Consider the following 14,424-nt stretch of genomic DNA (forward strand, 5'->3'; position numbering starts at 1 on the left):
ATGTCGCGGACAGCGGGAGTGTCTAAATTGACACACCCCGGTTCCGCAACATATCTCGCAGATCGGGCCCATCAGGTGCGGTAGGGGTGTGTCAGGGGCATGGGGGTCCGTGCGATGTGGATGGCATCTTGGGGGAACTGGGGGCCGGCGGTGTAGTAGCGCGCCCGGGTGCGGCCGACGGGCTGGAGGACGCCGTTGGCCGTGAGGTCTCGGAGGTCGCGTTGGGCCTGCTGGAGGCTGAGGTCCTCGGCGTGCTGGTAGCGGGAACGGCGCACGCGTCCGGCCATGGCGACGTCATGGAGTGCGGTGACGGTGCGTTCGTCGAGGCTCTGGCTGTCGGCGAAGTCGGCGAGGGAGGTCCAGACGCGGCCCGAGCGGGTGAGGCGGCCCTGGACGGTCTGTGCCTGCTGGTGGTAGGCGGTGAGGTTGAATCTGATCCAGCCGGAAACATCCTGGTCGGGCTGGTACTGGCTGCCTCGGTCGTTGAGCTCGCGGTAGTACTCCCATGTGTTGCCCGGTCGGCCCAGCCAGCTCTCGATGGAGGAGAATTCCGGTGCGAGGACTCCTTCTCTGGCGATCATGAGGGTTTGCAGGGAGCGGGACATACGGCCGTTGCCGTCGGCCCAGGGGTGGATGGAGACCAGATGAAGGTGGGCCATGGCGGCCCGCACCAGGGCGTGGGTGCCGTCGCTCTCGTTGAGCCAGTCGACGAGTTCCTGCATCAGACCGGCGACGAGCGGGGCGTCGGGGGCGGTGTAGGCGGCGATGCTTGGGTCGCGGGGGTCGGTGACGTAGACGGGGCCCTTGCGCCACTGGCCGGCTGGCCGGCGGATGCTGTGCCGGTGGCCTTGCAGCATCCAGTGAAGACTGTTGAGCAGGCCCTTGCTGTAGGAGAAGTCCTCGACGTCGTGGAGGGTCTGGATGTAGGTCATCATCCGCTGGTAGGCGAGAGTCTCCTCCCGGTTCTCCTCCGAGACGTCGACCTCGGTCTCGCCTTCCATGAGATCCTCGACGTCCACGGTCGACACCTTGAAGCCCTCGATGGAATTCGAGGCTGCTACCGCGTCTGCGGTGAGGAACTTCCGTAGGCCCTCCGTCCACTTTACGGCGGAGGTCCGCACGGCATGCCGCAATGTCTCGCGCATCTGGTCGATCTGATCTAGGACCCGGCGGTCGTCCGTGGTGAGATCAGGCACGGGGAAGAGCATCACCCGATGATATGGTGACGCAATCATTACGTCAAGCAGCCGCTTCCGTATACGGCCCCGGGACTGGTAGGCCCGCATGTTGCGGTGTCGCCTATTCATCAGCGGAGCCGTGTTCACGCCTTGATGGAGTAACAGACAGTGACGTTCGGGAGTCTCCCCCTCCACTGTTTGACCTCGCCTTGTGACTGCGAGCTTCCGCTCACTCCAGATAGAGAGCTGTCAAGCGGGGCAGTCGGCGAATCATTTCGCTGGGGTCATCGAACGAAGTTCCAGGTGGGGTCCAGCTCCGGGTAGCGGATGGTGGGTGGGCTCGCGGGGAGCTGATTACCGGTCGCGGAGACGTGCGCGTTTCAGGCGATGCCCAACGTGTCCTCACCCTCCAGGCCGATGCCGTCGGGCCGCGGAGGCTTGAACGATAGGCAACTCTGCCAGGGCATCGGGGTCAGCTACTGCGCGCTCGAAGACTTCAACAGCGACCAGGCGGAGCGTTCGGTCTCCCCGGCTTCCGATCAGCAGGGGGGTCTGGCTACTGGAGGGGTTTCGGCTCTTTATGGTCACCAGTCAGGGTGTGATAGTGCCTGTGGAAGTCGGACAGGTGGACCCACAACTTTGCGTCTGAGAACGACGGCTTCTTCGACCACCTCCTCCCGCCGTTCCCGCCGGCCTCGGCCGCGCAGGGCAGGTCGACGGTCGACGTCGGCCCGGACCTCTTCAAGGGCGACAGCGGCCACACCGCCGGCCCCTACGGACTCGACCAGCGGGTGCCGATGCTCGTCATATCGCCCTGGAGCAAGGGCGGTTACGTCTGCTCCGAGACGCTCGACCACACCTCGGTCATCCGGTTCATGGAGCGCCGCTTCGGCGTCCACGAGCCGAACATCTCACCGTGGCGCCGGGCCGTCTGCGGCGACCTGACCGCCGCGTTCGACTTCTCCCGCACCGACACCCGGCCGGTCGCCCTGCCGGACACCGACGGCTACCGGCCCCCGGACAAGGTCCGCCACCCCGACTACGTGCCCACCCCGCCGGCCCACCCCGTCCTGCCGAAACAGGAGTGCGGCCAGCGCCCCACCCGCCCCCTCAAGTACGCACCCGGCGTGGACGGTTCGGCCGATCCGACCGCCGGGACCCTCACCCTCCCCTTCGCCTCCGGAGCCGAAGCGGGCGCCGCCTTCCTGGTCACCTCCGGCAACCGCACCGACGGGCCGTGGAGTTACACCACCGGGGCGGGCGCGACCGTCTCCGACACCTGGAACTCGGCGTACTCCGGTGGCGCGCACGACCTGACCGTGCACGGCCCGAACGGCTTCCTGCGCGCCTTCAGGCAGGCGGCGAAGACGGCCGGGCCCGAGGTGGTCGCCCGGCACGTCGGCGACGACGTCGAACTGACCTTCACCCACCGGGGTTACGGCACGGTCGAGCTGAAGCTCGCCGACGGCTACGGCGGCCGGGCCACGACCGTCAAGCTGCGGCCCGGCGCGGTGCTCATGCGCACCGTGGACCTGCGCGCGAGCCGCCGGTGGTACGACCTCACCGTCACGTCCCCCGCCGACCCGGCGTTCCTCAGGCGGTTCGCCGGACACGTCGAGAACGGCGACCCCGGCGTGAGCGACCCGGCGATCGTCACGGAATGACCCTGTTGTCACTCCCTCGGGATAGTGTGCGCCGGTGACCACGCATTCGAACACACCTTCAGGTTGGTACCCGGACCCGCACGGGGCGGCCCAGACCCTGCGCTACTGGGACGGTGCCCAGTGGACCGACCACACGCACGCTGACGGCAAGGGGCAGACGCCCCCGCAGATCCCGCAGCAGGCGGGGCCTGACGGGCGGGTCCAGCAGCAGGTGCAGCAGCAGGCCGGGGTCGCGCCGAGCGGCCCCGGCGGCGGCACCCTCTTCAGCGAACCCGTGCTGGTGGTGAACCAGAAGGCCAAGCTCATAGAGCTGACCAACGAGTACAAGGTCATGGACCAGCAGGGCAACCAGCTCGGCTCGGTCATCCAGGTCGGACAGAGCACGCTGCGCAAGATCGTGCGCTTCGTCGCCAGCATCGACCAGTACCTGACGCAGCGGCTGGAGATCCGCGACGCCCACGGACAGCCGGTGCTGCTGCTGACCCGGCCCGCGAAGATCTTCAAGTCACGGGTGATCGTGACGCGCCCCGACGGGCAGCCGGTCGGCGAGATCGTCCAGCAGAACATGATCGGGAAGATCAACTTCTCCATCGAGGCGGGCGGCCAGAAGGTCGGCGCGATCAAGGCGGAGAACTGGCGCGCCTGGAACTTCTCGATCGTCGACCACGCGGACAACGAGGTCGCCCGGATCACCAAGACCTGGGAGGGCCTCGCCAAGACGATGTTCACCACCGCGGACAACTACGTCCTGCAGATCCACTACCAACTGCCCGAACCCCTGCTGAGCCTGGTCGTCGCCACAGCCCTGACCGTGGACACCGCACTCAAACAGGACGCCCGCGGCCTGGGCTGACGCCCGCTGGTTTGGGTGTATGCCCGCCGGTCTGGGCTGATGCCCAGCCGGTCTGCCTGACGCCCGCCGGCGTGGGCGTATGGCCGCCGGTGGGGGCTGACGCCCACCGGTCTGGGCGTATGCCCCCACCGGTCTGGGCGTATGCCCCCACCGGTCTGGGCGTATGCCCCCACCGGTCTGGGCGTATGCCCACCGGTCTGGGGTGATGCCCGGCCGGTCTGGCTGACGCCCGTGGTGTAGCCGATGCGCGATGTCGTGGACTACGCCGGGGCTACAGCCGGGTGAGGTGTTCGGGGCCGGTTGTCGGGCGGGGGAGTAGCGCCGGTTCGGCTGACGCCGTGTCCGGGCGTAGGGCCAGCACCGCTGCCACGGGGTGTTCCTCGTCGTCGTAGGTCTTGGTGGCGGCGTCGGGGTCCGGTGCGGCGCGTGACAGCAGGACCACGCCCCGCCCCGCGAGCCCCGCGCCCGCCAGGGCGAGGAGTATGCCCGCGGCTCCGCCCTGGAGGCGTTCGCCGAGGAGCAGCAGGCCGATCGCGGCGGCGGCCACCGGGTTGGCCAGCGTGACCATCGCCAGCGGCGCGCCGAGGCCGCCCTGGTAGGCGGTCTGCGACAGCAGCAGCCCGCCCGCCGCGAACGCGGCGACCAGCAGCGCCACCCCGATCACCTGCATGCTGAGCAGCGGCCCCGAACGGTCCGTCGCGGCGACGGTCACCGTCTGGGTGAGCGCCGAGGCCACCCCGGAGGCGAAGCCGGACGCCGTCGCGTGCCGCAGCCCGGGCTTGGCGCCGCGCCGGGCCAGCAGCCCGATCAGCGCCGCCGTCGCCCCGGCCACCGCGACCGCCTCCGGCAGGCTCAGGACGTCCTCGGGAGCCGGCCCGGAGGCCGTGACCAGGATCGCGGCCAGACCGGCCAGGGTCAGGGCGGTGCCCCGCCACTCGGCCGCGCCTACCCGCCGCCCCGCGACCCGCGAGCCCATCGGCACTGCCGCGACCAGCGTGAGCGCCCCGAGCGGCTGCACCACGGTGAGCGGACCGTACTTCAGGGCGACCACATGCAGCAGCGCGGCGGCGGCGTTCAGCGCGACCGAGCACCACCACGCGCCGTTGCCGAGCATCCGCACCAGGCCGCTGCCGGGGTGCCGGGCGGCCAGCCGCTCCTGGGCGACGGCGGCGGCCGCGTAGGCGACGGCCGAGAAGAGGGACAGGACGACGGCGACGAGGGTGGCGTTCATCGGTCCGCCCCCACCAGGGTCGGCCGCTCGGCCGGGACGAGGGTGCGTGCACCGTCTTCGGTCGAAGCCGCCGCCGTCACCGGGGCCGCCGGGGTCGTCGTGCGCCGGGGGGCCTGGATCAGCGTGAGAGCGAGAGCGAGCAGGGCGCCCGCCACGAGCGCGTCGAGCCAGTAGTGGTTCGCCGTGCCCACGATCACCAGCAGGGTCAGCAGCGGATGCAGCAGCCACAGCCACCGCCACCGCGACCGGGTGGCGACGATCAGCCCGACCGCCACCATCAGGGCCCAGCCGAAGTGCAGCGACGGCATCGCCGCGAACTGGTTGGAGAGATGGTCCGTCTGCGGTGGGCCGTACACCGAAGGCCCGTACACGCGCGCGGTGTCCACCAACCCCGTCGCCGCCAGCATCCGCGGCGGGGCCAGCGGGAAGGCGAGATGCAGCACCAGCGCGGCGGCGGTGAGGGCGGCCAGCACCCGGCGGGCCCACACGTAGTGCGCCGGACGCCGCAGGTACAGCCAGACCAGGAAGGCCACAGTGACCGGGAAGTGCACGGTCGCGTAGTACGTGTTCGCGACCTCGGCCAGGCCGCCACCGTGCAACAGCGGGGCCTGCACCGCGCCCTCGCCGGGCAGGTGCAGCCACCGTTCGACATGCCACACGTCGCGGGCGTTGCGGAAGGCCTCGCCGGTGTGGCCCGTGGCCAACTGCCGGCCGAACTTGTAGACGAGGAAGAGCCCTGCGACCAGCAGGAACTCGCGGACTATCGGCGGTCTCGCCGGTGTGGCCGGCTCCGCTTCCACAGGCTCGGTTCGGGCGTTCATCCCCCGGCCCCTTCACTGACGGTGGTGCGTTTGATCGATCGATACGATGGCGTACCGAAACGCCAGTGTACCGATACGCGCGAGTACCGGTACACTGGCGTATCGATTGACTTACGCCACACTGGAAGCAGGCCCGGAACGGACACCGGTGCGGACACGGGCGCGTACGCCGGAACGGAGAGGGAGAGACGATGACGTCGCAGGCCGCGGAGGGACCGGAGCCGGTCGCCGCAACGCGCCGCTCCAAGATCACGCCCGAGCGTGAGCGGGAGTTCTTCGACGCCGTCCTCGAGCAGATCGGCGAGTGCGGGTACGAAGCGGTCACCATGGAGGGCGTCGCCGCCAGCACCAGGTGCAGCAAGTCCACGCTCTACCGGCAGTGGAAGACCAAGCCCCAGTTCGTCGTGGCGGCCCTGCGCTCGCGCCGCGCGGCGCGGCTCGCCGGCATCGACACCGGTTCGCTCGCCGACGACCTGCGCGCGGCGGCGCGGGCCGCGGGCCGCTGGTCGACGAGCGACAGCAAGCTGATGCAGGCCCTCGGCCACGCCGTCACCGGGGACGAGGACCTCGCGCGGGCGCTGCGCGAGGCGCTGATCGACCCGGAGATCGAGGCGCTGCGGGACATCCTGCGGCGCGGGGTCGAGCGCGGGGAGATCCCCGCCGGCCATCCCGCGCTGGAGTACGTCCCGGCGCAGTTGTTCGGCGTGGTCCGCGCCCGGCCGGTCGTCGACGGTCAGTACGCCGACCCGGACTACCTGGTCCGCTTCATGGAAGCCGCCGTCCTGCCCGCCCTCGGACTCGCTGCGACGTCACCGCCGCCGTCGTCTTCGTAGAAGACCCAGGCCGCCGTTCCCGGGATGACGGAACGACGGCCTGCGTGCGCCGCACCGTGGGGACGGGGGCGGCGCGCACCCCCGGCCGGGTGGGGCACCCCTTGAGCGGAGGGCGCCCCACCCGGCCGTCGTCGCGGGGCTCACACGTTCGTGCCGCTGCCGCCGCCCGTCGACACCTTGATGCCGGTGGTGATGGTGTCGATGACCGTCAAGCTCTGGTCGGCGTCCAGGCCGAAGCGGAGCACCACCAGCCGCTTGGGGTCCGCGGGCGCCGGGAACGCCAGCGACTCGACGACGCCGTCCGCGCCCTTGCTGGTGACCGCCTTCCAGCGCACCAGGTAGCCCTTCTGCCCGGCCACCGTCACCGCCTTCGAGGCGAGCACCTGGTGCGAGGTGATCGCGCCGTACGTCGTACCGCCGTAGGACTCCTCCGCGTTGGCCGCGATGTCCGCCTTCGCGACCTCCTCGGCGGTGTCGCCCTTGGTCTTGAGCGCCTCGACGGGAACCGAGTACACGCCCCCCTTGGTGCAGGTCTTGGTGGTGTCGCCGGGGCACTTGTAGGAGGAGTCGGAGGTAACCTGCGCGCCCACGCTGATCTGCTGGCCGGTCCAGCCGGCCGGGATGGGGATGCTGATCCCGTTGAGTGCGTCGGTCACCGCACCGCTCTTGATCTTCGGTGCCTCGGACTCACCGGGCGAGGGAGAGGCTCCGCCGGAACCACCGGAACCGTCGGAGCCACCGGACCCGCCTGAACCACCCGAGCCCCCCGAACCGCCGGAGCCACCGGACCCGCCCGAGCCGCCGAACGGACCGCCCTGACCGCCGCCGTTGCCACCCTGGCCGCCCGAGCCGCCCTGCCCACCCGGCCCCTGGGCCGTGCCGCCGCCGCTGGAGCCGTCGTCCTTGGCCAGCGCGTACACGCCGACCCCGATGCTGGCCAGGACCGCGACGGCCGCGGCGACGGCTATGCCCGTCCGCAGCCCGCGCCGCCGGCCCGCGCCCGGCGGAGCGTCGGGGTGCCCGGGATATCCCGAATATCCCGGGTGCGCCGGATACGCCCCGCCGACCGGGGTCTGCGCCGGCGGACCCCATACGGCGCCCTCGCCCGCGGTGCGGGTCTGGTCCGTCCATGCCTTGCCGTCCCACCAGCGTTCGGTGGCGGGACCGTCACTTGTCTGCCCCGGGTCGGGATACCACCCGGGAGGAGTCACCTGCGTCATGCCCCCACCGTATGAGGCGTCGGTGAAAGCCGGATGAGAGGGCGGCCACTCTTTTGGATTCGGCCTGAGAATCGGCATGGGAATCGGCCGGGGAGCAGCTCTTGGCGCGGCCTTGGAGCCGCCCTGCAATGACCTTGGAACGATCTCGGCGCGGGCTCGGCGTTTGCTCGGCGCGGGCTCGGCGCGATCTCGGCTCGGTCCCGGCACCGTAGCGGAGCCGGTTCGGAGCCGGTGCGGCATCGCTTCGGAACCGGCTTCGCTCGCCCGACCGCCCCGCTGGCGTGAATTCGACGTCAATTCGACGCGCGTCACTCGCCGTTGACACCAGGGGGCCACGTCCGCAGGCCCGCCGGGGCCTCCCGGCTCGTCGCCCGTCACTCGTCGAGGCGGTACCTGCCCGGACCGTCCTCCGCTTCGGCCTCGGGACGGCTACGCTCGAGGTCTGTACGTCGTTCGGGCGACTTGGGGAGGTAGCGGGATGACGAAGGTCAGGCCGGCGGCGGCCGCCTCGGCTTCCCTGTGGGAGCGCGAGACGGAAGTCGCCACCATCGCGGAGGCGGTGGAGACGCTCCGGGCCGACCGGTCTTCCTCGGGCCGCCTGTTGGTGCTCCGGGGCGAGGCGGGCTTCGGCAAGACCGCGCTGTTGGCCGAGACACGTCGTATCGCCGAGGCCCGTGGGTGCACGGTGTGGTCGGCCCGCGGCGGCGAGACACTGCGGTCCGTTCCCTTCAACGTGGTACGGCAGTTGCTGCAGCCCGTGCTGCTGTGCCTGCACCCGGAGGAGATCCGCGAGTACCTCGGCGACTGGTACGGCGTCGCGGGCCCCGCCCTCGGGGTGGCGGAACCCGGCGAGGGCCACGCCGACCCGCAGGGCGTGTGCGACGGCCTCGTCGTCGCCGTGACCCGGCTGGCCAGGCGGGACTACCCGCTCGTGATGCTCGTCGACGACGCGCACTGGGCCGACCAGGAAACCCTGCACTGGCTCGCCGCGTTCGTGGAGCGCCTGGCGGAACTCCCCGTCCTGGTCGTCGTCGCCCGCAGGCCCGGCGAGGTGAGGGGCGACGCCGCCCACCACCTCGACGCCATCGACAGCGTCGACGAGGCGGCGGGCCGCTCCGTCGTCAGCCTCAGCGCCCTGACCCCGCCCGCGGTCGCCGGCCTCACCCGCGCCACCCTCGGCGAGCACGCCGACGCCGCGTTCTGCCGCGAGGTGTGGGCCGTCACCGACGGCAACCCCTACGAGACCGTCGAACTCCTCGCCAAGGTCCGCGACAGCGAACTGCGGCCGACCGAGTCCTCGGCCGCCGAACTGCGCCCCCTGAACCGCGCGGCCCGCGGCAACGGCCTCGTCGACCGCCTGGAGAAACTCGGCGTCGACGCCACCAAGTTCGCCATGGCGGCCGCGATCCTCGGCGCCGACATCTCCGTCGCCCAGGCCGCCCGGCTCTCCGGTCTCGGCCGCGAGCAGGCGGTGCGCTGCGCCGAACTGCTGCGCAACGCCCGCATCCTCACCGAACCCGGCCCCGGCACCGGCCTCGTGGCGGACGGCCGGCTGGAGTTCGTCCACCCGCTGATCGCCACCGCCGTCTACGACTCCATCCCCAGCGGCATGCGCACCGCGATGCACGGCATCGCCGCCCAGGTCGTCACCGACGCAGGCAAGGGCCTCGCGGCCGCCTCCCGGCACCTGCTCCAGGTGCACGAGGAGGGCGACGAGGAACTCGTCGAGCAGTTGCGCGAGGCCGCCCGCGAACACCTCGCCGTCGGCGCGCCCGACGGCGCCCGCCGCTGTCTGGAGCGAGCGCTGAGGGAACCGCCCGGCCTCGACGTCCACGCGCGCGTGCTCTACGAACTGGGCTGCGCGACCCTGCTCACCGCTCCCGCCAGGACCATCGACCACCTGCGTACGGCACTCGCCATGCCGGGCCTGGACGGCGCCGAGCGCGTCGACGCCGTCTACCGCCTCTCCCAGGCACTCGTGCACAACGACCAGTTGGAAGAGGCCGTCCGCACGGTCGAGGCGGAGGCCGCCCGGCAGGCCCCCGGACCCGCCCGACTACGTTTGCAGGCCGTGCAGTTCATGTGGGAGGGCGTCCACGCGGGGGAGGCGGCCTCCCCACGCCGCTCGGAGAAACTCGCCGCGCTCGCCGCCACCTGCACCGGCCGCGACAACGCCGAGCGCGCCCTGCTCATCCTGCGCGGCTTCGACGCCGCGACCCACGGCGAGAACGCCGAGGAGGTCGTCGAGTTCTGCGACCGCGCCCTCGTCAACGGCGGCCTCGCCCCCGGTCTCGGCTGGACCGACCAGGAGTGGGGGATGGAGCTGCTGATGATGCTGGCCGGCACCTACGCCTACACCGACCGCCTCGACCGCGCCGACGCCCTCTTCAACGAAGCCCTGCGCGCCTACGTCTCGGCCGGCTGGAGCGGCGGCCACCTCGCCCTGGCCCACGCCTACCTCGGCGTCGGGCTGCGCCGCCGGGGCCGGCTGAAGGAGGCCGAGGAGTCCCTCAGGGAGTCCCTGCGGCTGGCCGAACGCGTCGGCCGCGGCCTGCCCGTGTACTGGTCGGCGACCTGCAACCTCGTCGACACGCTGCTGGTCCGCGGCCGGGTCGCCGAGGCCTGTGAGACGGCCGAGCAGCACGGCTTCGCCCCGCCGTACCCGTCGACGATCGTGCTGCCCGAACCCCGTACCGTGCGCGGCCGGCTGCTGCTGGCCGTCGGCCAGGTCCAGGACGGCATCAACGAGCTGGAGGCGGCCGAGAAGGCCGCCACCGCCCGCGGCCACCTCAACCCGGTGATGGTCCCCTGGGCCGTCGAACTCGCCCGGGCGCTCGCCGTCGAGGACCCGGAGCGCGCGAACCGGCTCGCCCTGGAGGCCCGCAGGCAGGCCGAACGCTTCGGCACCGACACCGCGATCGGCGAGGCCCTGCGCTGCGCCGCCGCCCTGGAGACCGGGCAGCGCGCGGTCCGCCTCGCCCAACAGGCAGTCACCTACCTGGAGTCCTCGCCCTGCCAGTACGAACACGCCGCCGCCCGCGTCGAGTTCGGCATCCTTTCCCGCTCCCCGTCCGAACTCGGCCGAGGCCTCACCCTGGCCCGCTCCTGCGGCGCCGACGGCCTGGTCGACAAGGCCCAAGCGGCCCTACAGGGACTGGGCGCACCGCAGGTCGGGCTCGTCCCCGGCCAGACCCGGAGATAGCGGAACTGCCGAGTGCGGGGTGTTCACCCGCAGGTAGCGCGAGTGGTTTCCCGCCGGTCGGGCCGGGCGAGCCGCTGGCGTACGTGCGGGCGCGGGCCGCGGTCAGTCGGTGCCGTTCATCGCCGGGCAGGACCGGAGGTGGCGGGACGGTCGCGTGCGGGGCGTTCGCCCGCAGGTGCCGAGCGGCTTCCCGGTCAGTCGGGCGAGCCGTTCGCGTACCTGCGGGCACGAGCCGCCGTCAACCGGTGCTGTCCTTCTCGGCCGCGCCTGCGGGTACGAGCCGCCGGCGTCAGTCGGTGGCGTTCTCCTCGGAGAGGACCCGCTGGGCTGTCGCGAATGCCGAGTTGGCTGCCGGGACGCCGCAGTAGACGGCCGTCTGGAGCAGGACGGCGCCGATCTCGTCGGGCGTGAGCCCGTTGCGGCGGGCCGCCCGCACGTGCATGGCCAGTTCGTCGTAGTGGCCGTGGGCCACCAGTGCGGTCAGAGTGATCATGCTGCGTTCGCGGCGGCTGAGGGTCGGGTCGGTCCAGATCTCGCCCCAGGCATAGCGCGAGATGAAGTCCTGGTAGCGCGCGGTGAACGCGTCCTGCCGGGCCTGCGCCCGGTCCACGTGCGCGTCCCCGAGCACCTCGCGCCGCACCTCCACGCCCCGCTTCGCCCCGCCGTCGAGATGCGTGCGCAGCACGGTCAGCACGGCCTCGGGGCACTCGGCGGGCGCGAGGTGCGAGGCCCGGGGGAGTTCGACCAGCGCCGCGTCCGGCACCGCGTCCGCGATCTCCCGCAGATGCGCGGGCGGCGTCGCCGGATCCTGCCGCCCGGAGATGAGCAGGGTCCGTACGGTGATCTCCGGCAGCCGCTCGCGCAGGTCGAACGCGCCCAGCGCGTCACAGCACGCGGCGTAGGCCGCCGGGTCGGCGGCACGGAGGTCGGCGATCAGCCGCGGCACGGTGAACCCGGGGGTGAACCAACGGGCGTTCGCGCTCTCGGCGAGCCCCGCCAGCCCCTCCCGGCGCACCAGCGCGGCCCGCTCCTGCCACGGCTGCGGCCCGCCGAAGTGGGACGAGGAGCAGATCATCGCCAGCGACGAGACCCGCTCGGGGTGGTGCAGCGCCAGGTGCAGACCCACTCCGCCGCCCAAAGACACGCCCGCGTACGCGAACCGCTCCAGGCCGAGGGAGTCGGCGAGCGCCAACACCAGGTCCGCGATGTCGCCGACGGTGGCCCCGGGGCCGATCAGGTCGGCCGCCGAACCCCCGTGCCCCGGCAGATCCCAGCGGATCACCCGGTGCGTGATGGACAGCTCCGGCGCGACCTTGTCCCACAGGGCGTACGAGGTGCCCAGCGAGGGGCCCAGCAGCAGCGGGGGAGCGGAAGTCGGCCCCTCGGCACGGTGGTTGAGCAGCTTCTCGGTCAACGTCGCTCCAGTGCACGGTCGGTGAGGGCTCCGGCGGAGCCGGTGTAGCGGACGGGGTCGGTGAAATCGTCGAGATCGACGCCGTCGATGTTCTTCAAGTCCGGCTGTTCCGCGAGGAGTTCGGCCAGCGGACGGTTCTCGGTGTAGGTGCGCCGGGCGAGTTCGGTAAGGAGTTCCCGGGCGCGGGCCCGGCCCAGTACGGCCGACAGCTCCACGGACAGCCGCTCGGAGACGATCAGCCCGTGGGTGAGGCCGAGATGCGCGCGCATCGCGTCCGCGTCCACCCGCAGCCCCGCCGTCAGTTCGGCCGCGTCCCGGGCGGCCCCGCCGGTCAGCCGCAGCAGGTCCCGCAAGGGCTCCCACTCGGCGTGCCAGGCCCCGGCCGGCCGCTCATCCTCCGCCGCCAGACTCCCGTACAGCGTGGCCGCGAGCTGCGGGGCGCGGCGGGCGGCGGCCGCGATGAGTGTGGACCGTACCGGGTTGGCCTTGTGCGGCATGGCCGAGGAACCGCCCCCGCTGCCCTCCGCCACCTCGGCGATCTCGGTGCGGGCCAGCGTGAGGACGTCCGTCGCGAGCTTCCCCAGGGCCCCCGCCGTGAAGGCCAGGCAGCCGGCCAGGTCGGCGATCGGCGTCCGCAGGGTGTGCCACGGCAACTGCGGTGCCCGCAGCCCGAGTTCACTGGCGTACGCGGCGGGCAGCGCGGTCGCGTCGACGGCGCCGTACGCGGTGAAGGCGGCCAGCGTCCCCGCCGCGCCGCCGAGTTGGGCGGGCAGCGCGTCCCGTACGGCCGTCACCCGGTCGCGGGCGTCCAGGACCAGCGACCGCCAGCCGGCCGCCTTCAGCCCGAAGGCCGTCGGTACGGCGTGCTGGGTGAGCGTCCGGCCCGGCATCGGGGTGTCGCGGTGCTCGGCGGCCAGTCGGGCCAGCGCCCGCTGGGTGCGGTCGAGGTCGGCCAGGACGAGGCCGAGCGCGCGCACCGCGACCAGCATCGTCGCCGTGTCCATGATGTCCTGGCTGGTCGCACCCCGGTGGACGTACGTGCCGTACTCCTCGCCGGCCGCCTTCGTCAGGTCGGCGACCAGCGGGATCACCGGGTTTCCGCCGCCACGGGCGCGTTCCGCGAGGGACCGCACGTCGAAGCCGCCGTCGGCCGCCGAGGTGACCGCCGCGCCGGCCCCCGCCGGGGCCAGCCCCAGCGTCTCCTGGGCGCGGGTCAGGGCGGCCTCCGCGTCGAGCAGTGCCCGCAGATAGGCGTCGTCGGCGGTCGCGGCGGCGACGGGGGAGCCGCTCCACCCCGGCGCGAGCAGCCCGGACGCGGACCGGACTTCGGACGGGACCTCGGACTGGACCTCGGACGGGACCTCGGACGGGACTTCGGGTGGTGGGGCAGGTGGTGTCACTGGAACTCCAGGAAGACCGTCTCGCCTTCGCCCTGAAGGCGGATGTCGAAACGGTAGGTGCCCAGCGGGCCGTCCGTGGCGATCAGCGTGTCGCGGCGCGCCGGGTCCACCCGCGCCAGCAGCGGGTCGGCGGCCAGCGCGGCCTCGTCACCGGGCAGGTAGATCCGGGTGAAAAGGTGCACCAGCAGCCCGCGCGCGAACACGCACACACTCAGATACGGGGCGCTCGACCCGCGCGCCCCCGGCCGCAGCGTCCGCGCCGACCAGTGCCCGTTGGCGTCCGTCTGGACCCGCCCCCAGCCCGTGAACTCGACGCCGTTGCGCCCGAGGAAGCCGCCGCTGGACGGATCGCGCCGCATCGAGCCGTCGACCTGTGGCAGGTTGCCCTCGGGGTCCGCGCCCCACAGCTCCAGGAACGCGTCCGGCAGCGGGTTGCCCGCACCGTCGTACACACAGCCCTGGAGCGTGATCGTGTCCGGGTGCCCGACCGGGGCGATGTCGCCGCCGCCGGGGAACGGCAGGGCGTGGCCGTAGAAGGGGCCGACCGTGTGCGACGGAGTGGGCAGCACCGTCTCAGGACGGCTCGTGTCGATCTTCGTCATGGCTGG

At 72.3% G+C, this 14,424-nt stretch carries 10 protein-coding genes and 1 pseudogene; 4 read left to right on the forward strand and 7 right to left on the reverse strand.

Annotated features, from left to right (window positions below; genetic code table 11):
• Positions 1 to 71: 71 nt before the first annotated feature.
• Positions 72 to 1,208, reverse strand: coding sequence for a Fic family protein (locus BMZ82_RS05885; protein ID WP_093772349.1), 1,137 nt, complete (start codon positions 1,206 to 1,208; stop codon positions 72 to 74).
• A 617-nt stretch (positions 1,209 to 1,825) separates the two neighbouring features.
• Between BMZ82_RS05885 and BMZ82_RS05895 the strand changes: the two are divergent.
• Together BMZ82_RS05895 and BMZ82_RS05900 are read left to right on the forward strand one after the other, a co-directional pair.
• Positions 1,826 to 2,842 (forward strand): annotated as a pseudogene (locus tag BMZ82_RS05895) (phospholipase domain-containing protein); the annotation flags it as partial.
• 34 nt (positions 2,843 to 2,876) lie between these two features.
• Positions 2,877 to 3,695, forward strand: coding sequence for an LURP-one-related family protein (locus BMZ82_RS05900; RefSeq protein ID WP_093772351.1), 819 nt, complete (start codon positions 2,877 to 2,879; stop codon positions 3,693 to 3,695).
• 271 nt (positions 3,696 to 3,966) lie between these two features.
• On the opposite strand, the gene BMZ82_RS05905 is transcribed toward BMZ82_RS05900, so the two are convergent.
• A complete protein-coding gene (locus BMZ82_RS05905) occupies positions 3,967 to 4,926 on the reverse strand; it encodes a hypothetical protein (protein WP_093772353.1) in 960 nt (319 codons plus the stop codon).
• A complete protein-coding gene (locus tag BMZ82_RS05910; protein WP_093772355.1) occupies positions 4,923 to 5,747 on the reverse strand; it encodes a phosphatase PAP2 family protein in 825 nt (274 codons plus the stop codon). The genes BMZ82_RS05905 and BMZ82_RS05910 overlap by 4 nt, the downstream gene beginning before the upstream one ends.
• A 191-nt stretch (positions 5,748 to 5,938) precedes the next feature.
• Here BMZ82_RS05910 and BMZ82_RS05915 point away from each other — a divergent pair, with 191 nt between their 5' ends.
• Positions 5,939 to 6,580, forward strand: coding sequence for a TetR/AcrR family transcriptional regulator (locus tag BMZ82_RS05915; protein WP_093772356.1), 642 nt, complete (start codon positions 5,939 to 5,941; stop codon positions 6,578 to 6,580).
• Between the two features lie 140 nt (positions 6,581 to 6,720).
• Here BMZ82_RS05915 and BMZ82_RS05920 read toward each other — a convergent pair whose 3' ends face one another.
• The gene (locus BMZ82_RS05920) at positions 6,721 to 7,800 is read right to left on the reverse strand and encodes a DUF2510 domain-containing protein (protein ID WP_093772358.1); all 1,080 of its coding nucleotides are present in this window, start codon (positions 7,798 to 7,800) and stop codon (positions 6,721 to 6,723) included.
• 478 nt (positions 7,801 to 8,278) lie between these two features.
• On the opposite strand from BMZ82_RS05920, the gene BMZ82_RS05925 reads away from it, so the two are divergent.
• Complete coding sequence (locus tag BMZ82_RS05925; protein WP_093772360.1) at positions 8,279 to 11,002, forward strand: ATP-binding protein; 2,724 nt, start codon at positions 8,279 to 8,281, stop codon at positions 11,000 to 11,002.
• A 289-nt stretch (positions 11,003 to 11,291) separates the two neighbouring features.
• Here the strand turns inward: BMZ82_RS05925 and pcaD are convergent, their stop codons facing one another.
• The 3 genes from pcaD to pcaG form a co-directional block, all read right to left on the reverse strand.
• Complete coding sequence (pcaD, locus tag BMZ82_RS05930; RefSeq protein WP_093772362.1) at positions 11,292 to 12,416, reverse strand: bifunctional 3-oxoadipate enol-lactonase/4-carboxymuconolactone decarboxylase PcaDC; 1,125 nt, start codon at positions 12,414 to 12,416, stop codon at positions 11,292 to 11,294.
• Positions 12,413 to 13,723: a 3-carboxy-cis,cis-muconate cycloisomerase gene (pcaB, locus tag BMZ82_RS05935; protein ID WP_093772492.1), complete on the reverse strand. Its 1,311-nt coding sequence runs from the start codon at positions 13,721 to 13,723 to the stop codon at positions 12,413 to 12,415. The genes pcaD and pcaB overlap by 4 nt, the downstream gene beginning before the upstream one ends.
• Positions 13,724 to 13,812: 89 nt before the next feature.
• A complete protein-coding gene (pcaG, locus tag BMZ82_RS05940) occupies positions 13,813 to 14,418 on the reverse strand; it encodes a protocatechuate 3,4-dioxygenase subunit alpha (protein WP_093772364.1) in 606 nt (201 codons plus the stop codon).
• Between the last annotated feature and the right edge of the window lie 6 nt (positions 14,419 to 14,424).

It is taken from the genome of Streptomyces sp. yr375 (genome assembly GCF_900110755.1).
Classification (GTDB): domain Bacteria; phylum Actinomycetota; class Actinomycetes; order Streptomycetales; family Streptomycetaceae; genus Streptomyces.

Excerpts from the sequence above, each read along its gene's own strand:
- BMZ82_RS05885 (WP_093772349.1), bottom strand. The coding sequence starts at position 1,208 with ATGCTCTTCCCCGTGCCTGATCTCACCACGGACGACCGCCGGGTCCTA.
- BMZ82_RS05905 (WP_093772353.1), bottom strand. The coding sequence starts at position 4,926 with ATGAACGCCACCCTCGTCGCCGTCGTCCTGTCCCTCTTCTCGGCCGTC.
- BMZ82_RS05910 (WP_093772355.1), bottom strand. The coding sequence starts at position 5,747 with ATGAACGCCCGAACCGAGCCTGTGGAAGCGGAGCCGGCCACACCGGCG.
- BMZ82_RS05915 (WP_093772356.1), top strand. The coding sequence starts at position 5,939 with ATGACGTCGCAGGCCGCGGAGGGACCGGAGCCGGTCGCCGCAACGCGC.
- BMZ82_RS05920 (WP_093772358.1), bottom strand. The coding sequence starts at position 7,800 with ATGACGCAGGTGACTCCTCCCGGGTGGTATCCCGACCCGGGGCAGACA.
- BMZ82_RS05925 (WP_093772360.1), top strand. The coding sequence starts at position 8,279 with ATGACGAAGGTCAGGCCGGCGGCGGCCGCCTCGGCTTCCCTGTGGGAG.
- pcaG (WP_093772364.1), bottom strand. The coding sequence starts at position 14,418 with ATGACGAAGATCGACACGAGCCGTCCTGAGACGGTGCTGCCCACTCCG.